The organism is Micromonospora sp. L32, from assembly GCF_052068055.1.
GTDB lineage: Bacteria > Actinomycetota > Actinomycetes > Mycobacteriales > Micromonosporaceae > Micromonospora > Micromonospora purpureochromogenes.
The window spans coordinates 225,383-252,044 of the sequence record NZ_JBQHDD010000010.1 but is presented as its reverse complement, the minus strand read 5'-3'; the positions used below and the strand labels follow the sequence as shown (position 1 = coordinate 252,044).

The window sequence follows — 26,662 nt, the reverse complement described above, 5'->3', positions numbered from 1 at the left end:
ACGCGCGCAGCGCGTCGGCGTCCGCGACGATCAACTCATCCAGTTCAGCGCTCGCCATGACGGCAGGCTATCGCTGCACTGTCGCTCGGCGGGCCGTCGGGGGCAGGACCTCGATGCTCAGGACGGTCTCGACGTCGGGCCGGCCTGTCGGACTCCTCGTGCACGTGCCGGTGCGGCGAGCGTCGTCCACGACCACGGGCCTCTGACAATCGCCAGCGCCATCCACGGTGGCCGCCAGACGCCCGTACGAGCCGGCGACGCCCGGCGATCCAGCAGCGACCTCAACCGCTCGGTCTGCGGCAGATGTGCACACCTGATCAAGCCTGGACCGCGCCCGCTCGGTTACGCGAAGGACCAGCGGCAAGAGTGATTCGCAGCGTTCGGGTGAGCCCTCCGGAGCGTCCACTTTGCCCCCTATCACATCGTCCGGCGAGCAGATACGCCACCGGCTCTCCCGCGCCGGCAATGCGCGCGCTGAAAAGACGCCTGTCCGACATCGTCTACCGACAAATGATCAACGACGCCGCGGCCGCCGCGGCGACGGGCCCGGGAGGACACCGGGGAACGACAACTGACTCCAGCGTGACCAACTCGCATCCCCAAGCCGGCTCTTCGGAGAAGTCACTCCCGGACCCGCCGAGACCCAGCTTAGAACCCCGCTCCCAGCGTTGTCTTGACACAGAGGGGAGCCATGAGCGTATTTCTGATCATCCGGTTGGAACGAGGAGTTCGGTGAAGCTCTGGGCAGGGCTGTCCCAGCCGCCTCGCAAGGTGCAGAAGCCTCACGATCCGCCCGGGCTGGGGCCGAATGCGGGTGCTGCGGCGAACAGGAGAAAATGGACGGATGAGGGAGCGGACCGGCCTGACCCAGGTGGAGTACTTCGTACTGCACGAGTCCGACGGCGACGCGCCCCTGCCCGAGATCTTTGACGCCTGGCTCGACAACGGGGCGAGGTCCCCGACGGTCGAGGAGGCCGTGCCGGCGCTCGCCGGGGCGCTGATGAGCCTGACCGCCGACGATCTGGTGGAGGTGCGGCGGTTCACCACCTGGCCGGCACCCTGGAGCGGCGGCGCGCGGGTCGAGGGTGAGCACCTGCGCGCCGAGGTGGGCGGCGTCGATACCTGGCTGCCCGGCCCCGCCCGGATCGGCCTGCTGGTCGCCCGCGTCACCGAGGAGGGCGGGGCGTACCTCTGACTCCCCGCCAGAGGGCGTCGCGGCGCGGTGGCAGACTGGCCCGGTGGACGAGGATGCCGACGGGCAGTGGTGCCTGACCCGGTTCTTCGACACCGGCGACGAGCGCCAGGGGGCGGTGGGCTGACTCAGCCCACGGCCGCCCGGAGCAGGGCGATGTCGTGCTGGTCGACGGCGCGCGGCGGGTAGCCCTCCCGGAAGCGCAGCTGCTGGGCCACCGACAGGCAGGGAACCGGCCGCCCGCCGATGGTGCCCTCGGCGAAGCCGTCCGCGGCGTAGCCGAAGCTGGCGCCGTCAAGCCCCTCCTGGACCCCGCTGCCGTCCGGCCGGAACGCCACCGGGTGCAGGTCGACCCGCCGGCCGTCCGGCGCGGTCAGCTCGGCGCGGACCGGCAGCCAGTCGACGGTCACGGCGAAGTCGAGCCGGTGCAGCAGGGCGAGGACCGCCGCCTGCTGGGCGGCGTCGACGGCGAGGTCGAGATCGCCGTGCGGTCGGGTCTGCCGGCCGACCACCGCGTCGACCGCCCAACCGCCGGCCACCCAGGCCCGCAGCCCGTGCCCGGCGAACTCCGTCAGCAACGCACTCACCTCGTCTGCGTCCACCCGGCCAGCCTGCCAGACGGTGCCGACGCGCCCTGGCAGGGTGCCCCCGCCCGCCCGTTGATCATGAAGTTGTTGCCACGACACGCCAGGCGGCGGGGCGACAACTTCATGATCGACAGAGCGGGGGAGGGGTGGTGGTCAGGGTGGCCCGGGGCGTTCGGGCAATGGTTCAGACGCTTTCCTGCCAGATGTCGAATCCGGTCGGCGGCGAGTGGGTGAAGCGGCCCCAGACCGGGTGGGCCGAGATTCGGGCGAACCAGTCGTCGAAGGGCTCCGGTCCGCCCCGGAACCACCAGTCCTCGTGGTGCCCGGTCCACTCCGGGTCCGGCCCGAACCGGTATTCGGCGTGCAGCTGGACGTACCCCTCGTGGTCGCCGTCGGCGTCGACCACCTCGAACTGGCGCACGACGCTCAGGACGAACGCGGCGTCGCCGGTCGCGCCGACCGTCGCGTACTGGAACAGCAGGCCGTCCTGCTCAGGCAGCTCGGTCGACACCTCGAACTCCACGGCGGCGAAGCGTCGCACGGCGTCCAGCAGCCGGGCCGGCGGCGGGACGGTGGAGTCCGGCGCGGCGAAGCCGCCGAGGTCGCGGAAGGCGGCCTCGGCGGCTTCGATCGGCAGTCGTCGGGTCATGCCGTCATCCTGCCCGCCCGGGCCCGGCGGCGCGGGCCCGGGCGTCGGCGGGTCGGCCTACGGCCACGGCCCGGCCGCCAACTGCTTACCGATGTACGCCAGCACGTTGCGTGCCTCGGCCGCGGTCTTCGTCTGCAGGATCAACCGGTTGACCTCGGCATAGTAGGCCGGACTGTGGGTGGTGGAGTGCACAGCCGCGCCGAGCGGGTTGGCCGAGCTGACGAACCGGGGCAGGTAGACGCCGTTCGCCGCCTCGTTGATGCCCACCCCGAGGCTGGTCAGGTGCGCCCGGGCCGGTGCCGCCGCCTTGGCGCCGCTGGCCACGATGTGGTGCGCGGCGGTCTCCGCCGGGCGGACCACGTTCGCCGCGGTGAGGCTCCCCGCCAGGGCCTTCGCGTTCACCGAACACGGACCCGAGTTGTGGACGAGCACCGCGTCGGCCGCCCGGCCGTCGCCGGTCACCACGTAGAAGGTGTGGATGCCCGCGACGGTCAGGTTGTGCACCCGGTCGACCCGGGTGTACGGCGTGAGCCCGTCCACCATGGCGGTGCGGCCGTCGGCCAGCCGGACGACGTCCCCGAGCGCGAGCTCACCGGCGTCGACCCAGGCCCCGGCCCCCACCACCCAGAACGGGTGCTTGTCGGTGGCGGTGATGACCTCGCCGTTGACCTCGACGTCGACCAGGTGCTTCACGCCCTGGCCGATGATCAGGTGAGTCACCTCGCGGGGTCCGCGCTCACCGGTCTCCGGGTCCTCGGCGAGGACCAGGTCGCCGGTGCGGACGTCCTCGATCGGCTTGGTGCTGCCGTCGGCCATCACCACCCGGGTGCCGGCGGCGAAGCTGTTGCCGACACAGGGGATCTTCGCGGCCGTCTCCACCACCTTCTCCGCGGTGCTGGGCACCGCGCGGGCCGCGACGTCGTCCGCGGCGGCCGCCGCCACCTTCGGCGCCGCGGTGGCCGCTCCCTTGATCGCCGAGGTGGCCATGCTGGCGCCGGCGCTGCCGACGATCGAGATTCCCGCGTCGATCAGCTCGGCGTTCGACTTGCTGACCCCGGCCGCCTGCAGGCCCGAACTGGTGAAGGAGCTGGTCTCCTCGCCGCTGAACAACTGCCGGGCACCGCTGATGGCGACATCGACACCGTGCACCGCCACCGCGCCACCGGCGACCGCGCCCACACCCGTCCAGCTCGTCGCGGCCCCGAGTGCCACGCCCGCGGCTGCCTCGGCGACACCGCCGACGAGTTTCACCCCGCCGAGCACCCTGTTCCAGGGGAATCTGCCGTCGGGATCACCCAGGCGTATCGGGTTGTTGTAGGCGTACGTGTAGAGCGCCAGGTTCATCGACGCGTACACGCCGCCGTTCGGGGTGCCCTCCAGGTAGTTCTCCAGCACCGGGTCGGGCGTCTGCCAGACCTGGGTACGCGGGTCGTAGTAGCGGGCGCCGTAGTAGTAGAGGTTGGTCTCCTGGTCGTACTCCTTGCCGGTGTACCGGTGCGGCACCGGCTGCGAGGAGTGCTCGCTGACCCAGGTCTCGCCACCGGGGAAGTACTGCAGGTGCTCGCTCATGCCGCCCTGGTCGTCGGTGACGAACCCGGTCGACCCGAGGTGGTCGCTGTGCGAGTAGTACTGCCGGTCCTCGCGGCGGAAGTCCGGCTCGACCAGCTTGGTGGTGAGCTTGTCCTGGCCGATGTAGACGTGCTTGAACTGCTGGTTGCCCCGGGTGGAGTAGTTCTGGTTCGGGTAGATGTGGAACTGCGCCCCGTCCTTGACCACCCGGCTGCCCTGGTCGTCGTAGTAGTAGCGGGCGCTGTTCGGGGTGCCGCCGGCGTTGTCGCAGGACGCCGGGGTCTGCGGCAGGGTCTTGCTCTGCACGTTCTCGTGGCTGCAGGCGAGGCGGTTCTCCTCGTCCCAGATCATCTGCCGGCGCGGTCGGGGCTGCTGCTCCCGGCTGATCTGGTTGCCGTTCTCGTCGTACTGGAAGGTGTAGATGCCGATGCTGGTCGGCGCGTGCGGCTTCGCGCTGCCGTAGGCGTACCCGTAGTTGTAGCTGAGCTTGCCCTCGACGATCGTGTTGCCGTTGCTGACCAGCTCGTGGGTCTGGCTCTTGCTGGTGATGTTGTGCAGGCTGTCGTACTTCAGGTCGACCCGGTAGCGGTCGGTCTGCGGGGTACGCGGCTGGTAGCTGCCCTCCGCGTGGGTGAGCTGGTAGAGGTCGTCGTAGGTGTAGCTCTGCTTGCTGGGACCGCCGACCTGCATGCCGACCTCGGGGCCGCTGGGGGCCACCGTGTCGTTGGCGATGGACATGATGTTGCCGACGTTGTCGTAGCTGTAGTCCAGGTTGTGGAACACGTAGCCGTTGGAGAGCTTCGCCTGGATGTTGCTCAGCCGCCGGTCCTCGGTGTTGTACGAGTAGCGGGTGCGGGTGCCGTTGCCGGTGTCCAGCAGGATCCGCTGCTCGAACTTGTCGTAGTCCAGCCGCTTCAGGTAGTCGTAGCTGAACTCGCCCTTGACGCCCCGGGCCGAGTCGACCTGGCCGCCGCTGTTGTAGTGGTAGGAGAGCTTCTCCCCGTCCGGCCAGGTCATCGAGAGCATCCGGTTGAACGAGTCGTACCGGTACTCGGTGGTGAAGGTCTGGATGTGGCTGCCCTGGGCGGGGGTGGTGCGGGTCTCCTTGACCAACTCGCCGAGCGGGCCGTACCGGCGGTTGACCTTGCCGGCGCCGTCGACCACGTCGGTGATCCGGTTGGCCGCGTTCTCCGGCGCCCCGGGAGCCCCGTAGGTGTAGCTGACGTTGTTCGCCGGGAAGACCGGGTACCGGATCGCCTTGAGCCGGGTGTAGTCGTAGTCGTACTCGATCGCCTTCGACACCGCCGCCAGCTTGCTGGTGACCTTGCGGACCAGGTTGTTGGCCAGGTCGAAGGTGGAGGTGACGGTGCCGGAGTCGGGGCTGGTCAGCGACGTACGCCGGCCGAAGTTGTCGTACGTCGAGCGGGTGACGTTGCCCTTGTCGTCGGTCGCGGCGACCAGCTCACCGATCGGGTTGTAGCGGTAGCTGGTCCAGATGACCGGCTGGCCGCCGGCCGGGTTGAACTCCTTGACCGCCGTGGTGATCTGCCGGGCGTCGGTGTAGGTGCGCTTGGACTTGCCGTTGGCGTCGGTGACCACCGTCTCGAACTGGGTCACCCCGTCCCGGTCCGGGCCGAAGCCGTACTCCATGGTGGTGGCGGTGCCGTCCGGGAAGGTGGTGCGGGTGGTCCGGTCCAGCACGTCGTAGCGCACCTCGGTCGGGGTGACCGGGTCGTACGCGGGGTTGAAGGTGAGGTTGCCGGCGCCCTTGGGCTCGGTCACCGGGTACCAGCTCTTCACCGCCCGGCCCAGGAAGTCGTACGTCACCCGCCCGGAGACCACCATCACGTCCTCAGGCGCGCCGTCCGGGGTGGCCGGCACCGCGGCGTCCTTCTTGGTCTGGGTGGTGCGGTTCAGGCCGTCGACGAAGGTGATCGTGTCGATGGTGTCGTCGCGGACACCGCCGTCGGCCTCGCGGTCCACGTGCCGGGTGACCGCGTACGGGTACGCCGCCTCCGGGTGGTACTCGAAGTCGATGGTGAAGCGGTTCTCCGGGATCTCGTACGGCCCGGAGACCTGGTCGAGCCGCCCGACCGCGTCGTAGGTGTTGCGGATCTGCTGGTTGTTGAAGTCGGTGGTGGTCTCCACCAGGCCGAACTTCAGGTTGTGGGTGGCCGTCGACCGGTAGCCGAAGCTGTCGCTGATCGACTCGACGTGGGTGTCGACCACGTCGTCGTAGGTGTAGTCCAGCCGGTACCGCTGGCCGGCCTGGTTGGCCGGGCCGGTCACCGACTTCAGGTTGCCGTCGCCGAAGTACTCCAGGTCGGTGGTGGCCGTCGTGCCGTCGGCGAGGGCGACCCGCACCTGGGTGAGATCGCCGGTGGTGCAGTTGATCGTCGACTCGCGGTGCCGCATCAGCGTGCCGTCGCCGCGTACGTCGATCTGCTTCGGCATGCCGACCAGGTACGCCGCCTGGCAGGCCGGGTCCTGCGCGGTGTAGACGATCCGCGCGTCGAGGTCGTCGGCGGCGCCCGCGTCGGCGGCGTCGAACTGCCGGGTCAGGTTGCCGACGTCGTCGTACTCCCGGGTGACGTAGGTGGTCTTGCCCGGGCTGGCCGCCCCCTCGTGGTACCTCACGTCGGTGCGGGAGTTCTGCGGGAACAGCGTCGCGGTGGTGCTGGCCAGGTCGGCCGGGGAGCCCGGCGACGAGACGTTGCGGGCGGTGTAGGTCTGCACCGTCTCCTGGTACGGCTTGCCGGCGCCGTCGGCGGTCAACTCCTGCTCCAGCAGCCCCTTGGTGTAGAAGCTGTCGGTGCGGAAGGTGCGGGTGACGCTGCGGCCCACGGCGTCGCCGTTGGCGTGGTCGCGGTGCTTCTCCACCACCGTGCCGTAGCCGCGGAACTCCCGCTCCCGTCGGTCGTAGACGCCGCCGTCGTAGTCGTAGGTGACCAGCTGCACGTCCTGGCCGTCACCGGGCCGGCCGTCGTTCACCGAGACCTTCGCCAGCACCCAACGCGACTGCGGCTGGCCGTAGGTGTTGCCGTCGCGGGTGTAGTCGAACTCCATCCGGCCGCCCAACGGACGGTCGACGGAGGCGAGCAGGTTGGTCCGGCCGGTCCGGTTCTCGGCCACCACGAGCTGGTTGTCCCGGGCGGAGGAGAGGTGGTCGGCGTACCCGTCACCGTTGATGTCCCGCAGCGCCTGCTCGGTACGGCTGGCACCGGTGGCGATGTCCGCGCCCGGGTTGATCACGACGCAGACCACGGTGAAGCAGATGCCGAAGGTGAAGTAGACGCCGCCGCCCAGCTTGGCGTTGCGGTCGCCGTTGACGTCGGTGAGGCTGCCGTGGAACGGCACCGGCGGCTCGAACCCGTTGCCGGTGTTGAAGCCGACCCGGATCGGGCTGCCGGAGAGGACCTGGTCCAGCAGGCCGTCGCCGTTCATGTCGGCGAGCGTGCCGGCCGAGGAGGACCGGCCCTGGCTGAACGAGGCGCCACCGGCGAAGCCGTAGAAGTCGGTGTTGAAGCCGATGTTCAGCCCGGCGTTGGTGCCGCTGCCCTTGTTCAGGCCGGCGGGGTTGCGCCACTGCTCGGCGGCGGCGAAGGCGTACCCGAGGTTGAGCGCGACCTTGCCGTTCTCGTACACCCGGTCGGGCAGGCTGTCGCCGTTGACGTCGAGCAGGTCGAACGCCCCGTCGGAGCGGGTGCCGCCGAAGCTGCCGCCCACGCCCAGCGGCGGCATGTCGTTGCCGGACTGGGCGCTGGTGGCCGCGGAGGTGCCGGGTGGGCTGTCGTACCCGCGGCCGGTGGAGATGGTCCGGGCCGCGCTGCCGGCGCTGGCGTTGCCGGAGACGTTGGTGCTGCGCCGCACCGCCCCGTCGGGCAGCGTGCCCCGGGTGTCGCCGAGCGCGCCGTCCGGGTCGGTGTACTGCACCGCGCCGGCCCCGACCACGTCGGGGAACTGGTCGCCGTTGAGGTCGAGGAAGTCGACCTGCCCGGTGCTGTCGCCGGTGGCCAGGCTGCCACCGATCGACCCGATGCCGCCGCCGACGCTGCCGGTCAGCGAGACCTGCTGCGACCGGGACAGCCGGGGCACCGCGGTCGCCCCGGCGAAGTCCTGCGGCCGGGGCAGGTTGATCGAGTCCACGCCCAGCCGGGAGCTGCTGACGCTGCTCCGGGCGATCCAGGAGTGCTCACCGGCGCCCCACCGACCGTCCTGCGGCGACGGGGTGAACGGGGTGACCTTCGGCGGGTCGACCCGGGGGTCGGCGGCGAAGTCGTCCTTCTGCGCCTGCGGGTCGACGCTGTCCGGGAGCTGGTCGCCGTAGTGCTCGTCGACCACCAGGTCGTCCTGGTTGATCGGCTGGGTCGCCCGGTCCTTGTTGCCGTTGTAGCCGACCGCGCCCCAACCCCGGTACGGCTGCGGGAACGCGCCCTCCTCGGCCGCGCTGTGGAAGGCGCTCGGCGCGCTCGACCCGCCCACGGTGACCGACTGGCCGGTGAGGAACGCGCGCAGCTTCGGGTCGGTGGTGCTGAAGTCGAACCACAGCTCGTCACCGGTGTCGGCGGCGATGTCGAAGGCCCCCGGCGAGGTCAGCACCCCGTTGTTGACCTGGAAGTACCGCTTGGCCACCAGTTCGCCGCGGCGCTTGACGGTGAACGCCACCCGGGCGGTGGGGTGCTCGGCGCCGAATGCGAAGCTCAACGTCGGCTCCACGCTCAGCGTCCCGCCGCTGGTGACGGTGTACGCCGACTGCGGCGCGGTCAGCCCGTCGACCGGGAACAGGTCGAGGGTGTACGGCGGGTGCACGTCGATGAACGGCTTGCCGTTGGCGTCGGTGAGCCGGTCGACCCCCGGCGCGGCGGTGTAGTAGGCCCGCGGCGTCCAGGTCAGCTTGTCCACGTCGACCGGAGAGTCGACCCGGATCCGCCACTGCAGCGTCTGTCCCTGCTGGACGTCCAGGTCCAGGTTGACCGGCACACTGCCGGTGGTGCCGGCGGCCAGCGTCTGCTCCAGTACCGGCGTGCCGTTGCGGGTGATCAGCACGGTCACGTCGTCGGAGGTGGCGCCGGCCTTCACCAGGTCACCGGAGAGGTGCATGGTGCCGGTGAGCGGCACCTTCACCGTGGCGGCCCGGCCGCCGAGGGTGAAGTCGCGCGAGGCCTGGAAGCGGTACGACGGCAGGCCGTTGGCGTCCAGCGGGTCGCCCACGCCGACGTAGCTGACCTTCGGGTCCCAGGTCACCTCGTCCAGTCCGCCGTCGGCGGCCGAGCCGACCCGGAAGTAGAGCCGGTCGCCGCGTGACACGGTGACCGCGTCCACGCCGGTCGGCGTCTTCGCGCCGTCGTCGTCGGCCTCGATCCGGGCCGACCAGAGTTCCGTGCCCTCCTTCTGCACGGCGACCCGGACCCCGTCGGCGGTACGCGACTCGGCGCGCGCGGCGGCGGTGCCGGGGGGCAGCTGCACCGCGCCCTCGACCTTGACCGTGCCGTCGTACGGCGCCACCCAGCGGCGGACGCTGTCCAGCAGCGGGAACGAGTCGGTCAGCCGGTCCCGGTCGGCGTTGAACGAGTCGAACAGGCCGGTCGCGTCGACTTCGCCCTGGCCGATCGGGACGGGGGTGTCGCCGCTGACCCCGTAGACCGGGACGCCGTTGGCGCCCACCCGGCCGAACAGCACGCTGGCGCCGTTGACCAGGTCCTGGATGCCGTCGCCGTTGACGTCGCTGAAGTACTGCTCGGTGGTGGCGAACGAGTTGACGTAGTCGAGCTGCGCGGCGGCCGCGCCCAGGTAGCCCTCCACGCCCAGGGTCAGCGTGTTGCTGGACTCGCCCATGATCCCCGGCAGGTTCAGCGGCTGCGCCTGGGCGGCGAACGTCGCCTCACCGGTCGGGCCGGAGAGGTTCTTGCGGTACTTCACCGACCCGCCGTCGCGGAAGACCTTGTCGGGCAGCGAGTCGCCGTCGACGTCCACCAGCGCCAGCAGCCCCTTGTCGCTGCCGTGGCTGAAGCCGACCTTCACGCCGACCGAGCCGGACTTGCTCGGCGAGCTGCCCACGCCGACGTACAGGTGGCCGCCGCCGCTGGTGTTGGTGTTGGCGTTCAGCGCGCTGGCGTTGCCGGCCTGCTCCGGGGTGAGGTTCAGCGCCGCGCTGCTGAGCCCGTCACCGGGCGAGGTCCACGGCTGCGCCCGGAACGCCTGGTACTGCCCGGCGGAGTCGCGGATGTCGTCGTGGTAGCTGAACCGGTGCCGGTTGAACTCGTGGCCGTCGGCGTCGTACTGGATCACCGCGTCGAGCAGCGTCTTGGCGAACGCGCCCCGCTTGTAGGTGAACTCGTAGCGGCGGATCAGGCTGTCGTCGAGGGTGACCTTCACCTCGCGGAGCAGGTCCGCGGTGACCCGCTTGAAGCCGCCCCGGGCGTCGATGGAGGTGTCGACGCGCAGCGCCTCGCCCCGCTCGCGGTCCCGGTCGAAGCTGACCGCGTACCGGCCCTCGCTGGTGCCCTGGCCCGTGTAGGTGATCTTGTCGACGTAGAGGTTGCGGCCGGGCACGCTGCCGCCGGCCAGGCCGGTGTCGGCCACCTTGGCGTAGTGGTAGCGCATGAAGTTGCCGCGCGGGTCGCGCACCTCGCGGACCGACCAGAGGAAGACGTTGCCCGCGTCGTCGGCCAGGCTGGCGTCGGTGGCCGGCCCGTCGGCACCCGCCACCGCGCCGTAGTGCCAGTGGATGCCGTTCTTGTCGGTGACCTCCCAGGTGTAGTTCTTCGGGTTCGTGCCGTGCCGGACGATCCGCGCGAAGCTGCCCTCGATCCGGGTGTGGAAGACCTTTTCGGCGCTGCGGGCCACCGGCGCGCCCCGGTGCGCCACCGGGGTGAGCTGTTCGCCGTTGAGCAGGTACGTCTCGGTCTCGGTCGCACCGGCGTACCGGGGCACGCCCCACCGGGTGTCCACAGAGATGCTGGGCACCGAGAGGTCCCAGCCCACGCCGGTCCAGCCGTTGCCGGAGGAGGAGCTGTAGGAGAGCCCGAGCTGCGGGGTCAGGCCCTGCCGGCCCGGCGGCACCTGGATCGGGTACGCCAGGTGGTTCTCGCCCTGGTTGTTCGCCGACGGCGGGGCGATCAGGTTGATCCCGGAGCCGGGGTCGGCGGCCTGGATGCCCTTGATCTGGTTGGGGTTGAACTGCACGCCCTCCGGGTGCTCCGGCACCGTCACGGTCGCGTTGATCATGTCGGTGAAGTGGTCGGTCAGCGAGGTGACGGTGTGGTTGACCTCGTCCACCGACACCCGCTCCAGGACCTGCCAGCAGGTCTGCACGTCGTCGAAGAAGTACGTGTAGATGTCCTGCGCGGTGAACTCCTCGGTGAGCAGCGCCGGGTCGTACGGCAGCGTGACCTGGATCGAGGCGGCGAACTGCTGCGGGTGCGGGGTGAACCGGTAGCCACCCCCCTTCGTCTTGCCCGTCACGTTGGTCATGCCGCTGTCCAGCTTCGGGGTCAGCCCCTTCGGCAGGACGGTGACGCCGATCCCGGTCGGCAGCCGGACCGCCTTCGGCCCGATGGCCAGCTTCGCCCCGCCGTACGAGACGGTGGCGGCGATCCCGGGCGCGACCACCTGCTGGTAGTCCGGCAGGGTCGCCGCCACGTTGGTCATCGCCGCGGTGCCGGCGCTCTCGCCGCAGGCCGGGCCGGGCGTGGTCGCCGACTGGGTGCTGGTGCGGTCCGGTCTGGGGCGCGCCACCGAGGCGGACAGTCCGGAGGTGACGAGGGCGAGCACCGCGAGGACGGCCAGCAGCCTGGTCCATCGGCTGGTCAGAGCGTGGAGGCGGAACCCGGGGAGGGGAGGATGCCACATGGTCGAGACCCCTTCGGCGGCACACGTGGGACGAGGGCTCACGCAGTATCGACAGGTCTCAGCGCCGGGCGACATTGGCCATCGCAGCATTTAAACTGTCGGATAGTAGATGTAACGTCTACTCAGCGTGAGGCGCTGCGGCTTCCCTTGCCGGCACGCCCGCCCCGGATCCGGCTCCGCGCGGCACCGCGGGCCGAGGTTCCCGGGCCCCCGGGAGCAGCCCGCCGACCAGCAGCGGGGCCACCGTCAGCACCAGGCAGGCCGCCGACATCACCCACAGCGCCGGGATCAGCCCGAGCGCCGCCGCCGACCAGCCGCCCAGCAGCGCGCCGACGGGCAGCCCCAGGAAGGCCAGCGAGCCGGAGATGCCGATCACCCGGGTCTGCAACGCCTCCGGGACCCGCTCGTAGAGCGCCGCGCCCAGCAGCGGGTTCACCGTCGCGATCGCCATCCCGGACAGGAACGTCACGGTGAGCACCACCACCAGCTCGTCGCTGAGCGCGAGCGCCAGCAGCCGGGGCGTACCGCTGGCCGCCGCGCCCACCGCGAAGGTCAGCTGCCGCGGCAGCCGCGGCCCGGCGGCGGTGAAGAGCACGTTGCCCAGCAGCGCGCCGCCGGCGAAGACCCCCAGCACCAGGCCGAAGCCGGCCGGGTCGCCGAACACCTCGGCCACCCAGAGCGGGATGTAGACCGCCACGCTGGCGTTGGCGAACATGTTCAGCGCGGAGACCACCACCAGCATCGTCAGCAGCATCCGGTCGGTGCGCAGGTAGCGGAAGCCGCCGCGCAGCGCCCGCAGGTAGCGCTCCCGGGGCGCCGGCTCGGTGGGTGCCGGCGGGTGCACGAGGACGCCGATCAGCAGCGCGCAGACCGCGAAGGTCGCCGCGTCGATCCAGATCGCCCACGTCACCCCGACCCAGGCGATCAGCAGCCCGCCGAGCACCGCGCCGAAGAGCGTCACCCCGCGCACCAGCCCGTCGTAGGCCGAGGTGAGCCGGATGAGCGGCACCCCGGCGCGCTGCGCGGCCGGACGGAACATCACGTGCTTGACCCGGTCGCCGATGCCGCGCAGCCCGCCGGCGACCGCGACCAGCGCGACCAGCGCGCCGAACCCCAGCCAGGGCGCCAGCGCCACCACGGCCATCGCCACCGCGCTCGCGGCGTCCGCGACGATCGAGGTACGGCGCACCCCGAACCGGTCGGCCCAGGGCGTGGCCAGCGCGCTGGAGAGCATGTACGGCAAGGTCTCCGCCGCCGCGACGAGGCCCATCTTCGTCGGGCTGCCGGTGGTCTCCAGCACCAGCCAGGGGATCGCCACCACCGAGATCCGGCTGCCCAGGTTGGAGATCAGGTCGGCGGCGACCAGGACGGTCAGCTCCCGCCGCGGCTTCACGCCGGGCTGCCGATCCCCGCTCCGGTGGCCTCCGGCGCCGGTGGCCGCGTGGCGGCGTGCCGGGCCCGCAGGGCCAGCTTGTCCACCTTGGCCGAGCGGTTGAGCGGCAGTGCGTCGAGGAACTCCACCCCGCCGGGCGCCCAGGTCTCGCTCAGCTCGGCGGTCACCAACGCGATCAGCTCGTCGCCGGTCACCGTGGCCCGCGGCGCGCGCACCACGTACGCGTGGGGCAGCTCGCCGGCGACCGGGTCGGGTACGCCGATCACCGCGGCGGCGCGTACCTCGGGGTGCCCGGCGAGGACGTCCTCGATCGGGCGGGAGTAGATCGGCCAGCTGCGCTGCCGGGTGAGGATCCGGTCCTGCAACCGGTCGACCAGGTAGAGGTAGCCCTCGTCGTCGAGGTGGCCGATGTCGCGGGTCCGGACCCAGCCGTCGACCAGCGTCTCGGCGGTCAGCTCCGGCTGGCCGTGGTAGCCGGCGAAGCTGAGGTTGGTGCGCACCCACACCTCGCCGTCGGCGCCCGGGGGCAGCACCCGCCCGTCGGCGTCGCGGATCTCGATCGCCACGTCCCCGTACGGCTTGCCGCAGGAGCGCAGCCGCTCCGGGTGGGCCGGGTCCTCGGTCAGGCCGGGCAGCGCGGTGATCACGACGGCCTCGCTGAGGCCGTACACGATGCGCAGGACCGGGCCGAAGCGCGCGATCGCCTGCCGCAGCCGGGCCGGCGCGGCGGGCCCGGCGCCCACGTTGAACATGAACATGGCGGAGAAGTCGGCGCCGTCCAGGGCCGGGTGGTCGAGCACCTGGTAGAGCATCGGCGGGGTGACGAAGGTGGAGTTGATCCCCTCCTGCTCCACGGTGCCGATGAACGCCACCGGGTCCCACTGCTGGCGCAGGAAGAGCACGCCACCGGTGAAGAGGTTGAACAGCGTGGTGATCTGCCCGCTGGCCAGCCACATCGGCGAGTGCGACAGGTGCCGCAGCAGCGGGAACCCGGCGGCCCGGAAGTCGGCGGCCAGGGCGAGGATCTGCCGGTAGAAGCTCTCCCGGTGGTGCACCAGCTTGGGCGTGCCGGTGGTGCCGCTGGTCTGCAGGAACGACTCCGGCGCGGGTGCGGCGTCGGGCAGTTCGACCGGGGCGCCGGGGGTGAGCTCGGCGCCGAGGCGCAGCACCGGCACCCCGGGCAGCGAGGCGGCGATCTGGACGCCGAGGCCATCGGTGGCCCGGGCGTCGTGCACGAAGACGTCGGGACGGGCCAGCCGGACGAACTCGTCGATCTCCCGGCGCGAGGTGACCGGGGCGATCCACATCGTCCGGCAGCCCAGCAGGTGCAGCGCGAGCTGGAGCAGCGGCCCCTCGACGGCGTTGCCGAGCATCACCAGCACCGCCGCGCCGGGCCGTACGCCGTGCGCGGCGAGCGCGCCGGCCAGCCCGCGCACCTCGTCGGCGACCTCGGTGTAGCTGAGCCGCCGGCCGTCGCCGACCAGCGCCTCCCGGTCGCCGAAACCGGCGAACAACTCCAACGCCTGGTGCACGTAGCTGGTCGGTCGATCGGTCATCGCACAGCCCCCAGTCGATGCGTGGCGGCCGGCGCGACCTGCCCGGTGGGACGCGTCGCGGCGACCGGCAGACAATGGCATCCGGGCAGGTCAGAGCCCGGGACGCGACGGGTGCGCGGCATGGCGACCGCACCGCCGCCGGGTTACGAGCCTAGGGGCGGGACGTCCTGACCGGACAGAGCCGAACGGTGTTCGGCGCCTCCCGCCGGACATTTGATCACGTCGATCGGGTTGATTGACGCCCGTCAGCGCCAGCGGCTAGGTTTCTGGACCATCGTCCGGGCGGTGCCGATCATGGACGCCGACTCCGGGCTGCCAACGATGGAGGTTCCATGTCGACCCCGAAGAGATGGCACGTCATAGCTTCCGCGGCCACCCTGCTGGTCGTGGCCACCCCGGCGGTGGTGGCCAGCGCCGGCCCGTCCGACACCGACACCGACACCGCCCGGCACGGGCGGGCCGAGTGGGCGGGCAGCTGGGCCGCGGCGGTCACCCGCGGCAACACCGTCGGCCTGACCAACACCGGCCTCAACAACCAGAGCATCCGCATGATCGTGCACACCAGCGTCGGCGGCGACCGGCTGCGCGTGCGACTGACCAACCTCTACGGCGACCAGGCAGTCAAGGTCGGCCACGCCACCGTCGCCCGGCCGAACACCGGCACCCCCGACGACCGGTCCGACATCGACGCGGCCACCCTGCGCGAGCTGACCTTCGGCGGAGCCACCTCGGCCACCATCAACAAGGGCGCCGAGCTGCTCAGCGACCCGCTCGACGTCGCCGTGCGGGAGCAGGAGGACCTCGTCGTCACCCTGCACTTCCCGGTGCTCACCGGGCCGGTCACCTTCCACGGCCAGTCCAAGGTCACCAACTTCATCGGCGCCACCGACCTGACCACCGCGGCCGACGGCGCCGGCTTCACCATCCGGCCCAACTGCTGCTGGATGTTCCTCTCCGGGCTGGACGTCGAGCGCCGGCACACCCCGGGCTCGATCGTCGTCCTCGGCGACTCCATCGGCGACGGCAACGGCAGCACGGTCAACGCCAACAAGCGCTGGCCCGACCTGCTCGCCGACCGGCTCGTCGACGCCCGGCCCGAGGTGCGCACCCCCGGCGTGCTCAATCTCAGCCTCGCCGGCAACCGGCTCAACCACGAGGGCCCGGAGCCGGGCGCCGGTGGCTTCCCCGGCTATAACGAGCTGGGGCCGAACGCCCTGGCCCGGCTCAACGAGGACGTCTTCCCGCAGACCGGGGTGAAGACCGTCGTCACCCACCTGGGCATCAACGACATCTGGATGTCCGGCGACTCCGCGGAGCAGATCATCGCCGCGCTGCGGCAGGTCAACCAGCAGGTCAAGGCGCGCGGCCTGCGCAGCCTGGCGGCCACCCTGACCCCGTACGAGGGGCACGGGAACCCGGGGGTGTGGACGCCCGAGAAGGACGCCACCCGGCAGGCGGTCAACAGTTGGCTGCGCGGTGCGGGCGCCCACGAGTTCGACGGGGTGCTCGACTTCGACGCGGTGCTCCGCGACCCGGCGCAGCCGGGCCGGCTGCTGCCCGCGTACGACTCGGGTGACCACATCCACCCGAACGACGCCGGCAACCAGGCGATGGCGGACGCCGTACCGCTACGACTGCTCGGACTGTGACACCGGTGGGGCGGCGGGGTGACCCGCCGCCCCACCGTCCATCCTGGGGAGGAAGCAGCAGCGTGGACGTCGACGAGATCCTGACCGGCCTCTACAGCGAGCAGGGTCGGCAGAACCCCTATCCGTGGTACGCGGCCCTGCACGGGCACGGTCCGATCAGCACCGTGCCGAGCCGCGCCGAGCACAGCACGATCAGCACCGTCGCCGTCGGGTACGACCTGGTCAGCCAGGTGCTGCGCGACCCGCAGTGGTACAAGCAGGCCCCGCCCGGCTGGCAGGAGCAGGAGATCCTGCGCACCTTCAACTCTTCGATGATGTTCGTCAACCCGCCGGACCACACCCGGATGCGCGCGGTCTTCGCCAAGACGTTCACCCCGCGCCGGCTGGGCGCCCTCGAACCGGTGATCGTCCGGGTCGTCGACACGCTGCTGGACCGGATGGCCGAGGCGGGCGCCGACGGCACCGAGACGGACTTCGTGGCCGACTTCGCGTACCCCGCGCCGGCGCTGGTGATGGCCGAGTTCATCGGCCTGCCCGAGTCCGACCTGTCCTGGTACCGGCAGCGGGTCGACTGGATCGACGAGTTCCTGGACGTGGCCGGGAAGACCCCGCAGCGCCTCGCCCAGGCCAACCAGGCCGCCGAGGAGCTGCGCGACTACTACCGGGACCTGATCGCGCACCGCCGCGCGCGGCCCAGCGAGGACCTGATCAGCGGGCTGGTCGAGGCGGTGGACGCCGGCGACGTGGCGCTGACCGAGGAGGAGCTGATCAGCAACCTGATCGTGCTCTTCAACGCCAGCTTCGTGACCACCGTCTACCTGTTCAGCAACGGCCTGCCGCTGCTGCTCGCGCATCCCGACGTCGTCGCGGCGCTGCCCGGCGACGACGCGCTCGCCCGGGGCTGCGTGGACGAGGTGCTGCGGCTGGAGTGCCCGGTGCACTTCCTGGCCCGGGCCGCGCCCCGCGACACCGAACTCGGCGGCGTACCGGTCCGGCGGGACGAGAACGTCCTGCTGATGATCGCCGCCGCCAACCGCGACCCGGCCCGCTTCCCCGACCCCGACCGGTTCGACCCGCGCCGGGACGGGCCGCCCTCGCTCGCCTTCGGCGTCGGCCCGCACTTCTGCCTCGGCGCCGCGGTGTCCCGGCTGGAGGGGCGGCTCGCCCTGCCCCGGCTGCTGGCCCGCTTCCCGCGGCTGACGGTCACCCGGACACCGACCTACAGCGGGAGCCTCTTCCTGCGCGGCATCGACAAGCTCTTCGTCTCGACCGGCGGATAGGAGACGACATGCCCCTCGACCCCCAGGTGGTGGCGTACCGGGCCGCGCGGGCCGCGGCCGGCACGCCGCCGCTGTACACCCAGACCCTCGCCGAGGCCCGCGCCGCCGACCTCGCCGCGATCCGCGCCGGCGGCGGCGACGTCGAGCCGGTCCACGAGGTACGCGACACCCACGTTCCCGGCCCGGCCGGCGACCTTCCGGTACGGGTGTACCGGCCGGCCGGCGCCGGCCCGCTGCCCACCCTGCTGTACTTCTTCGGCGGCGGCTGGACGCTGGGCAGCGTGGACACCGCCGACGGCATCTGCCGCCGGCTGGTCAACGCCTCCGGCGGCCAGGTCGTCACGGTCGGCTACCGGCTCGCCCCCGAGCATCCGTTCCCCGCCGCGGTGCACGACTGCCACGCCGCGACCGCGTGGATCGCCGCCCACGCCGAGGAGTTCGGGGCGGACCCGGAACGCCTCGTGGTCGGCGGCGACAGCGCCGGCGGCAACCTGGCGGCGGCGGTGACCCTGCTGGCCCGCGCCACCGGCCCCCGGCTCGCCGGGCAGCTGCTGGTCTATCCGAACACCGACCAGCGGGCCGACCGTGCCCCGGCCGGCGACGAGGACCCGCTGCTGTTCAACCGGCACTCCGTCGACTGGTACCGGCGGCACTACCTGCCCGACCCGGCCGACGCGGCGGACCCGCTCGCCTCCCCGCTGCTCGCCGCCGACCTCACCGGCCTTCCGCCGGCCCTGGTCGTCACCGCCGAGTACGACCCGCTGCGCCAGGAGGGGGAGCGGTACGCCGAGCGGCTGCGCGAGGCGGGCGTGCCGGTCACGCTCAGCCGGTATCGCGGGATGATCCACGGGTTCTTCGCGATGCCCGGCGTCTTCGACGCCGGCCGGCGGGCGCAGGACGAGGCCGCCGCGTTCCTGCGGGACCGCTTCGCGCTGGCCGGCGCGGGATCGCCAACCGACGACACGCGGCCGGACACCGACCCGGCCGCCGGCGGCGGGTCGGCCCGTGACCTCGCCGCCGGTGCCGCGCGGGGAACGGGTGGGCCGGCCGATGGCTGACCCGGTGCGCTCCGACCTGCCGGCGCCCCGGCCCGCCCCGACGTGCCCCACCGACGACCGACCACCGGTCTGCCTGGGGGACTTCGCCGAGCTGGCCCGGGCGGCGGTGCCGCCGGGTGTCTGGGACTACGTCGACGGCGGCAGCGGCGCCGAGACCACCCTCGCCGCCAACCGGGCCGCCCTCGACCGGGTCGCCGTGCTGCCCCGGATGCTCACCGGGGTGGACGATCCCCGCACTGCGGCGACGCTGCTGGGCCGGGAGCAGGCGATGCCGGTGGCGGTCGCGCCGATGGCGTACCAGCGGCTGCTGCACCCCGACGGCGAGTCGGCGCTGGCGGCGGCCGCCGGCGCGGCCGGGGTGCCCTACGCGCTCAGCACGTTGAGCAGCACCACGATCGAGGAGGTCACCGCCGCCGGCGACGGGCCAATCTGGTTCCAGCTGTACTGGCTGCGCGACCGGGGACTGGTCGCCGACCTGCTGGACCGGGCCCACACCGCCGGCTGCGCCGCGCTGATGGTGACCGTCGACGTGCCGGTGCTCGGCCGCCGGCGGCGCGACGTGCGCAACGCCTTCGCGCTGCCGCCGGACGTCACCGCCGCGAACCTGCCCGGCGGCCGGGACGACCTCGCCCACACCGGCACGCCCGGGGTGTCGGCGATCGCCGCGCACACCGGCGCGGTCTTCGCCCCGGCGCTGACCTGGGCCGACCTCGACTGGCTGCGGGACCGTACCCCGCTGCCCCTGCTGGTCAAGGGCATCCTCGACCCGCGCGACGCGGTGCGGGCGGTGCAGGTCGGCGCGGACGCCGTGGTGGTCTCCAACCACGGCGGCCGGCAGCTCGACGGCGCCCCCGCCACCGCCACCGTGCTGCCCGAGGTGGTCGCCGCCGTCGACGGCCGCGCCGAGGTGCTGCTGGACAGCGGCGTCCGCAGCGGCACCGACGTGCTGCGCGCGCTCGCCCTCGGCGCGACCGGGGTGCTGCTGGGCCGGCCGATGCTCTGGGCCCTCGCGGCCGGCGGGCGGGCCGGCGCGGAGACGGCGCTGGCGCTGCTCGCCACCGAACTGCGCGACGCGCTCACCCTCGCCGGCTGCGCCGACCCGGCGGCGGCCCGCGACCTGCGTACCCTGACCGGAGGTTGAGCCGTGGACGAACCAGTGGACCTGGACCTCGCCTCGTTGCACCCGGCCGTCGACGACCCGGCGTTGACCTCGATGAACTTCCTCAACGAGGTGGCCCAGCACTGGCCGGACGCGGTGTCGCTGGCCGCCGGCCGCCCGTGCGAGGAGTTCTTCGACGACGACGCGCCGCGCCGCTGGCTGGACCGGTTCCGCCGGCACCTCGTCGAGGACCTCGGGCAGGGCCCCGAGCAGGCGCGGCGCACCTTGTTCCAGTACGGCCGGACCAAGGGCGTCGTCCATCAGCTGGTCGCCCGCAACCTCGCCGTCGACGAGGGCGTCCACGTCGATCCCGAGGCGGTCGTCGTCACGGTGGGCTGCCAGGAGGCGATGTTCCTGGTGCTGCGCGCGCTGCGCGCCGGGCCCCGGGACGTGCTGCTCGCGGTGGCCCCGACGTACGTCGGGCTGACCGGCGCGGCCCGCCTGCTGGACCTGCCGGTGCGGCCGGTGGCCGGCGGCCCGGCCGGCGTGGACCTGGCCGACCTGCGCGACCAGGTGCGCCGGGCCCGCGCCGAGGGACTGCGGCCCCGGGCCTGCTACGTGATGCCGGACTTCGCCAACCCCTCCGGCGCCAGCGTCAGCCTGGAGGATCGGCGGCGACTGCTCGACCTGGCCGCCGAGGAGGAGCTGCTGCTGATCGAGGACAACCCGTACGGCCTCTTCCCGGCCGGCGAGCAGGGCCGGCTGCCCACCCTCAAGGCACTGGACACCCGGCGTCGGGTGGTCTACCTCGGCTCGTTCGCCAAGACGGTGCTGCCCGGCGCGCGGGTCGGGTACGTGGTCGCCGACCAGCGGGTCGCCGGCCGCGACGGCGCCGGCGGGCTCCTCGCCGACCAGCTCGCCAAGATCAAGAGCATGGTCACCGTGAACACCTCGCCGCTGGCCCAGGCGATCATCGGCGGGGCGCTGCTGGAACACGACTGCTCGCTGGTCACCGCCAACCTGCGCCAACGGGCGGCGTACGCCCGCAACCTGCGCCACCTGCTCGCCGGCCTGGCCCGCCGGTTCCCAGGCCCCTCGCCGGTGCGCTGGAACGCGCCGGCCGGCGGGTTCTTCGCGGTGGTCACCGTGCCGTTCCCGGTCGACGACGCGCTGCTGCGCCGCTCGGCGGAGCGCTACGGGGTGCTGTGGACCCCGATGGCGCACTTCTACGACGACGGCGCGCCGGTCAACGCGCTGCGCCTGTCGGTCAGCGCGGTCACCCCGGACCAGATCGACCTCGGCCTGGACCGGCTCGCCGCGCTGGTGGCCGACGAACTCGACCGCGCGCCGCTGCCCACCGGATGACACCGCACCGTCGCCGATCCGCCACCCCCGGTGGCCGTCGGCTCCCCATCGAGCGGCCATAATGGACGCCATGGTCGCTTGGGAGTATGCCCTGCTGGTCCGCCGCTACCAGGGGCAGGGACGCAATTTCCATGTCTCGTTCGTCTGGTACGGCCCGGACGGGTCGCGCACCGACATCACGGCGTACGGCGACACCGCGATCGCGCACCTCAACCGCGCCGGCCGGGAGGGCTGGGAGCTGGTCTCCGCCGGCGAGGACGTGAACAACGTGCAGGGCAGCACCGAGGTGCACCGCTACCACCTGAAGCGTCCGATCCCCTGATCCCGCCCTGTTGCTAGCGTGACCTTCCGGCGCGGGAGGGTCCGCCGGCGGGGACGGAGGGCGAGGATGAGGCAGCGGTACGCCGTCGGCGTGGACTTCGGCACGCTGTCCGGCCGGGCGGTGGTGGTCGCCGTCGACGACGGCGCCGAGCTGGGCAGCGCGGTGCACCCGTACCGGCACGGAGTGCTGACCGAACGGCTGCCCGCCGGCGTCCCGCTGCCGCCGGACTGGGCGCTGCAGGACCCCGAGGACCACCTCGACGTGCTGCGCGTCGCGGTGCCCGCCGCGCTGGCCGCCGCCGGGGTCGACCCGCGCGACGTGGTCGGTATCGGCGTGGACGCCACCTCCTGCACCGTGCTGCCGACGCTCGCCGACGGCACCCCGCTCTGCACGCTGCCCGGGCTGCGGGACCGGCCGCACGCCTGGCCCAAGCTGTGGAAGCACCACGCCGCCCAGTCCCAGGCCGACCGGATCAACGCCGTCGCCCGGGAACGCGGCGAGACCTGGCTGGGCCGCTACGGCGGCCGGGTCTCGGCCGAGTGGCAGCTGGCCAAGGCGCTGGAGCTGCTGGAGGCCGACCCGGAGGTCTTCGACGCCGCGGAACGCTGGATCGAGGCCGCCGACTGGATCGTGTGGCGGCTCTGCGGGCGGGAAACCCGCAACGTCTCCGCCGCCGGCTTCAAGGGGCTGCGCCAGGACGGCCGCGAGCCGTCCCCGGAGTTCCTCGCCGCGCTGCACCCGGCGCTGCCCGGGCTGCTGGCCAAGGTCGACGGGCCGCTGGCCGCGCTGGGCGCCCGGGCGGGGACGCTCACCGCCGAGGCGGCCGGCTGGACCGGCCTGCCGGAGGGAACGCCGGTGGCGGTCGGCGCCATCGACGCGCACGTCACCGCGGCGGCCGCCCGCTGCGTCGCGCCCGGGCGGATGCTCGCGGTGCTGGGCACCTCCACCTGCCTGATCATGAACGCGGACGACTGCCACGAGGTGCCCGGCGTGTGCGGGGTGGTCGACGGCGGGGTGAGCGCCGGCAGTTGGGGGTACGAGGCCGGGCAGAGCGGGGTGGGCGACATCTTCGCCTGGTACGTCGACCGGGCGCTGCCCGCGTCGTACGCCGAACAGGCGCGGCGGCGGGGCGTCAGCCCGTACGAGCTGCTGGACTCGCTCGCCGCCGAGCAGCCGGTCGGCGGGCACGGTCTGCTCGCGCTGGACTGGCACAGCGGCAACCGCTCGGTGCTGATGGACCACGAGCTGAGCGGGGTGCTGGTCGGGCTGACCCTGGCCACCCGCCCAGAGGAGATCTGGCGGGCGCTGCTGGAGGCGACCGCCTTCGGGGCGCGGACCGTGGTCGAGGCGTTCACCGCCGCCGGGGTGCCGGTGCGCGAGCTGACCGCCGCCGGTGGCCTCACCGCCAACCGGCTGCTGCTGCGGATCTACGCCGACGTGCTGGGCCGGCCGCTGCACGTGCTGGACGCGGCGCAGCCGGCGGCGCTGGGCGCGGCCATCCACGCGGCGGTGGCCGGCGGGGCGTACCCGGACGTGTCGACCGCGTCGGAGGCGATGGGTGCGCCGCACCGCGAGACGTTCCACCCGGACCCGGCCCGCGCCGCCGCCTACGACGAGCTGTACGCCGAGTACCGGGCCCTGCACGACCACTTCGGCCGGGGCGGCACCGACGTCCTGCACCGCCTCCGCGCCCTCCGCAACCGCGCCCACCACACCCCCTGACCCGGCCCCGGCCCGCGCACCCCGCGGGCGACCTCGGTGATCAAGAGGTTTGCGTCGGGGAGAGCGCATTCCCGTGACCGAAACTTCTTGATCACCGGGGGTGCGGGGGAAAGGGGAGGGACGGCGACGCCCCGCCGGGCGGGGCCGGGCGGGGCGTCGGGGGGTGAGGGTGGGGTCAGCCCAGGTCGACGGCGGGGTAGAGGGGGAAGCCGGTCAGCAGCTCGTTGGCCTGCTTGCTGATCTTGTCGGCCAGCGCCGGGTCGAGGACGTACTTGGCCTTCGACGGGGTGCCGTCGGGGTTGCTGCCGGCCTGCGTCTGGCTGAGCACGGTGTGGATCAGCTCGGCGGTGGCGTCCATCTCGGCGACGCCGAGGCCCCGGGTGGTCAGCGCCGGGGTGCCGATCCGGATGCCCGAGGTGTACCAGGCGCCGTTCGGGTCCTGCGGGACCGCGTTGCGGTTGGTGACGATGCCCGAGTCCAGCAGCGCCTGCTCGGCCTGCCGGCCGGTCAGGCCGTAGCCGGAGACGTCGAGCAGCACCAGGTGGTTGTCGGTGCCGCCGGTGACCAGCTTCGTACCCCGGCGCACCAGGCCCTCGGCGAGCGCCTGGGCGTTGTCGACGATGCGCTGGGCGTAGTCGGTGAAGTCGGGGCGGCGAGCCTCGGCCAGGGCGACGGCCTTGGCTGCCATCACGTGCGGCAGCGGACCGCCGAGCACCATCGGGCAGCCCCGGTCCACCTGGTCGGCCAGCTCCGGACCGCAGAGGACCATGCCGCCGCGCGGGCCGCGCAGCGACTTGTGGGTGGTGGTGGTGACGATGTGCGCGTGCGGCACCGGGTCGAAGTCGCCGGTGAAGACCTTGCCCGCGACCAGGCCGGCGAAGTGCGCCATGTCGACCATGAAGGTGGCGCCGACCGAGTCGGCGATCTCCCGCATGATCCGGAAGTTCACCTTCCGCGGGTACGCCGAGTAGCCGGCGACCAGGATCAGCGGCTTGAACTCCCGAGCCGCCTCGGCCACCCGGTCGTAGTCGATCAGGCCGGTGGCCGGGTCGGTGCCGTAGCTGCGCTGGTCGAACATCTTGCCGGAGATGTTCGGCCGGAAGCCGTGGGTGAGGTGGCCGCCGGCGTCCAGCGACATGCCGAGCATCCGCTGGTTGCCCAGCTCGCGGCGCAGCGCGAACCAGTCCGCCTCGGTGAGGTCGTTGACCTGGCGTACCTGGGCCTTCTTCAACGCCGGGGACTCCACCCGATCGGCCAGGATCGCCCAGAACGCCACCAGGTTTGCGTCGATGCCGGAGTGCGGCTGCACGTACGCGTGCGCGGCGCCGAACAGCTCCCGGGCGTGCTCGGCGGCGAGCGCCTCGACGGTGTCCACGTTCTGGCAGCCGGCGTAGAAGCGGCGGCCGACGGTGCCCTCGGCGTACTTGTCGCTGAACCAGTTGCCCATGGCCAGCAGGGTGGCCGGGGAGGCGTAGTTCTCGCTGGCGATGAGCTTGAGCGACTCGCGCTGGTCGGCCAGCTCGGCGCCGATGGCGTCGGCCACCCGGGGCTCGACGGCGCGGATCACCTCGAGCGCGCTGCGGAATGCGGTGGATTCGGCGTTCAGCGACATGCGACCTCCTACAGACGTGCGGAAGGCCCAGGCGCTCGGCGTGCGTCCTCATGACGGGACCGCTTCCCGATGGTGCTCCATCCCCACGCGCCAGTCACGGCCCGCGCCGATCCTACCGGGTCGCGCCGGCGGGGCCCGCCCGACCTCGCCGGACGGGGTGGACCGGCTCAAGTAGGAGCAGCACCGGAAGATGGCCGAGCCGGGCTCGGCGGACTGACGCGCCCGCCGCCGCGCGGCCCCACGCCCGCGGCGCGCTCTGCGTACGATCGGCGGATGCCATCCGAGGACGCCGGCGGCAGCCTGGTCGCCATCAGCGACCTGCACGTCGGGTACGCGGAGAACCGGGCGCTGGTCGAGGCGTTGCGCCCGGCCTCGCCCCGTGACTGGCTGATCGTCGCCGGGGACGTGGGCGACACCGCCGCCGACGTCGAGTGGGCGCTGGGCCTGCTGGCCGAGCGGTTCGACACGGTGGTGTGGGCGCCGGGCAACCACGAGCTCTGGACCCCGCGGGGCGACCCGGTCACCCTGCGGGGCGTGGCCCGCTACCAGCACCTGGTACGCCGGTGCCGGGAGCTGGGCGTGTTCACCCCGGAGGACCCGTACCCGGTGTGGCGGGGGCCGGGCGGGCCGGTGCTGGTGGCGCCGCTGTTCCTGCTCTACGACTACAGCTGGCGGCCGGAGGGCTTCGACACCCGCGAGGCCGCCCTGGCCGAGGCGTACCGGACGGGAATCGTCTGCACCGACGAGTTCCTGCTGCACCCCGACCCGTACCCGAGCCGCCACGAGTGGTGCGCGGCCCGGGTCGCCGAGACCGCCCGCCGCCTCGCCGACCGCGATCCGGCCCTGCCGACCGTGCTGGTCAACCACTGGCCGCTGGTGCGGGAACCGACCCGGGTGCTGCGCTACCCGATCTTCGCCCAGTGGTGCGGCACCGAGGCCACCGCCGACTGGCACCGCCGCTTCGACGCCGTCGCCGTGGTCTACGGGCACCTGCACATCCCCCGGACCACCTGGCACGACGGGGTCCGCTTCGAGGAGGTCTCGGTGGGCTACCCCCGGGAGTGGCGGCGCCGGGGCGTACCTCCGGGGCGGGTGCGGCAGATCCTGCCGGCGCCGGACGGGGTGCCGCCGACCGCCTGGTGACGCGCGCCGGGGCCCGGCCGACGGCCGGACCCCGTGCGGGATAGCGCTCAGGCGGTCACCGCGTCGACGGCCTTCTTGATCGCCTTGGGGGCGGTGGGGGTACGCGGCGCGTCCTTGCGCATCGCGATCATCCGCTCACCGATCTCCTGGAGCTGGTTGCGGCCGAGGGCCTCGCGCACCTTCGGGAACCACTCCTGCTCCTCCTCCTCGACGTGGTGCTCGACGTTCTCGATCAGCACCGTGGTCTTGGCGACGAAGCGCTCGTCGGAGGCGTCCATCGCGGCCAGCTCCGCGCAGAGCAGGTCGGCGACGTGGTGCTCCTCGTACGACTCGAGGATGTCGTCCTCCAGGTCGGGCAGGAGCTTGCGGACCTCCGGGTACATCACCTCGTTCTCCAGGTAGGTGTGCACCGTCAGGGCTTCGAGGATCTGGTTCACCAGCTGCTGGCGCTTGCTGGCCGGACCCTCCTCGGCCTTCTGGAACTCCTTGAAGAGTCGGCGCATCTCCTTGTGGTCCTCTTTGAGCAGGACGATGGCATCGGTGGACACCGGCAGACCTCCTTGTTTCCGACTGACGTCTGCCCCGGTACCCCGAGGGTGAGCTGCGAAAACGGAT

General features: G+C 72.6%; 16 protein-coding genes, 1 pseudogene and 1 riboswitch. Of the genes and pseudogenes, 10 read left to right on the top strand and 7 right to left on the bottom strand.

What is annotated here, in order from left to right; translation table 11 throughout:
• Positions 1-370, top strand: a 370-nt coding sequence (locus tag ACTMTB_RS25610; protein WP_441148763.1) for a hypothetical protein, incomplete at its 5' end; no start/stop codon positions are given.
• A gap of 474 nt (positions 371-844) precedes the next feature.
• Complete coding sequence (locus ACTMTB_RS25605; protein WP_441148762.1) at positions 845-1,195, top strand: hypothetical protein; 351 nt, start codon at positions 845-847, stop codon at positions 1,193-1,195.
• Positions 1,196-1,320: 125 nt separating this feature from the next.
• On the opposite strand, the gene ACTMTB_RS25600 is transcribed toward ACTMTB_RS25605, so the two are convergent.
• The 5 genes from ACTMTB_RS25600 to ACTMTB_RS25580 all read right to left on the bottom strand — a co-directional run bounded on the left by ACTMTB_RS25600 (position 1,321) and on the right by ACTMTB_RS25580 (position 14,797).
• Positions 1,321-1,794 (bottom strand): nucleotidyltransferase domain-containing protein, encoded by a 474-nt coding sequence (locus ACTMTB_RS25600; protein ID WP_441148761.1) that lies wholly within the window; start codon positions 1,792-1,794, stop codon positions 1,321-1,323.
• Between the two features lie 169 nt (positions 1,795-1,963).
• Positions 1,964-2,428 (bottom strand): hypothetical protein, encoded by a 465-nt coding sequence (locus ACTMTB_RS25595; protein ID WP_441148760.1) that lies wholly within the window; start codon positions 2,426-2,428, stop codon positions 1,964-1,966.
• Between the two features lie 57 nt (positions 2,429-2,485).
• Positions 2,486-11,848: a SpvB/TcaC N-terminal domain-containing protein gene (locus ACTMTB_RS25590; RefSeq protein ID WP_441148759.1), complete on the bottom strand. Its 9,363-nt coding sequence runs from the start codon at positions 11,846-11,848 to the stop codon at positions 2,486-2,488.
• Between the two features lie 118 nt (positions 11,849-11,966).
• Positions 11,967-13,241 carry an MFS transporter gene (locus ACTMTB_RS25585; RefSeq protein ID WP_441148758.1) on the bottom strand — a complete coding sequence of 425 codons (1,275 nt, stop codon included), beginning with the start codon at positions 13,239-13,241 and terminating at the stop codon, positions 11,967-11,969.
• Positions 13,238-14,797 (bottom strand): class I adenylate-forming enzyme family protein, encoded by a 1,560-nt coding sequence (locus ACTMTB_RS25580; protein WP_441148756.1) that lies wholly within the window; start codon positions 14,795-14,797, stop codon positions 13,238-13,240. Before ACTMTB_RS25580 ends, ACTMTB_RS25585 begins: the two co-directional genes overlap by 4 nt.
• Before the next feature lie 359 nt (positions 14,798-15,156).
• Here ACTMTB_RS25580 and ACTMTB_RS25575 point away from each other — a divergent pair, with 359 nt between their 5' ends.
• The 7 genes and pseudogenes from ACTMTB_RS25575 to araB all read left to right on the top strand — a co-directional run bounded on the left by ACTMTB_RS25575 (position 15,157) and on the right by araB (position 23,292).
• Complete coding sequence (locus ACTMTB_RS25575; RefSeq protein WP_441148772.1) at positions 15,157-16,446, top strand: SGNH/GDSL hydrolase family protein; 1,290 nt, start codon at positions 15,157-15,159, stop codon at positions 16,444-16,446.
• Between the two features lie 62 nt (positions 16,447-16,508).
• On the top strand, positions 16,509-17,726 hold the full coding sequence (locus ACTMTB_RS25570) for a cytochrome P450 (protein WP_441148755.1): 1,218 nt from the start codon (positions 16,509-16,511) through the stop codon (positions 17,724-17,726).
• A gap of 8 nt (positions 17,727-17,734) precedes the next feature.
• Positions 17,735-18,655 (top strand): annotated as a pseudogene (locus ACTMTB_RS25565) (alpha/beta hydrolase); the annotation flags it as partial.
• 121 nt (positions 18,656-18,776) lie between these two features.
• Entirely contained in the window at positions 18,777-19,925 is a 1,149-nt protein-coding gene (locus ACTMTB_RS25560; RefSeq protein ID WP_441148754.1) for an alpha-hydroxy acid oxidase, read from the top strand.
• Positions 19,926-19,928: 3 nt separating this feature from the next.
• Positions 19,929-21,248: a PLP-dependent aminotransferase family protein gene (locus ACTMTB_RS25555; protein ID WP_441148753.1), complete on the top strand. Its 1,320-nt coding sequence runs from the start codon at positions 19,929-19,931 to the stop codon at positions 21,246-21,248.
• Between the two features lie 61 nt (positions 21,249-21,309).
• Positions 21,310-21,570, top strand: a complete 261-nt coding sequence (locus ACTMTB_RS25550; RefSeq protein ID WP_154936474.1) for a hypothetical protein — start codon at positions 21,310-21,312, stop codon at positions 21,568-21,570.
• A 66-nt stretch (positions 21,571-21,636) separates the two neighbouring features.
• On the top strand, positions 21,637-23,292 hold the full coding sequence (araB, locus tag ACTMTB_RS25545) for a ribulokinase (protein WP_441148751.1): 1,656 nt from the start codon (positions 21,637-21,639) through the stop codon (positions 23,290-23,292).
• A gap of 175 nt (positions 23,293-23,467) precedes the next feature.
• On the opposite strand, the gene ACTMTB_RS25540 is transcribed toward araB, so the two are convergent.
• Complete coding sequence (locus tag ACTMTB_RS25540; protein ID WP_441148749.1) at positions 23,468-24,904, bottom strand: glycine hydroxymethyltransferase; 1,437 nt, start codon at positions 24,902-24,904, stop codon at positions 23,468-23,470.
• A gap of 18 nt (positions 24,905-24,922) precedes the next feature.
• A riboswitch (ZMP/ZTP riboswitch) is annotated at positions 24,923-25,012 on the bottom strand.
• 165 nt (positions 25,013-25,177) lie between these two features.
• On the opposite strand from ACTMTB_RS25540, the gene ACTMTB_RS25535 reads away from it, so the two are divergent.
• Positions 25,178-26,047, top strand: a complete 870-nt coding sequence (locus ACTMTB_RS25535; RefSeq protein WP_441148748.1) for a metallophosphoesterase family protein — start codon at positions 25,178-25,180, stop codon at positions 26,045-26,047.
• 47 nt (positions 26,048-26,094) lie between these two features.
• Here the strand turns inward: ACTMTB_RS25535 and ACTMTB_RS25530 are convergent, their stop codons facing one another.
• Complete coding sequence (locus ACTMTB_RS25530) at positions 26,095-26,595, bottom strand: hemerythrin domain-containing protein (RefSeq protein WP_179805259.1); 501 nt, start codon at positions 26,593-26,595, stop codon at positions 26,095-26,097.
• Between the last annotated feature and the right edge of the window lie 67 nt (positions 26,596-26,662).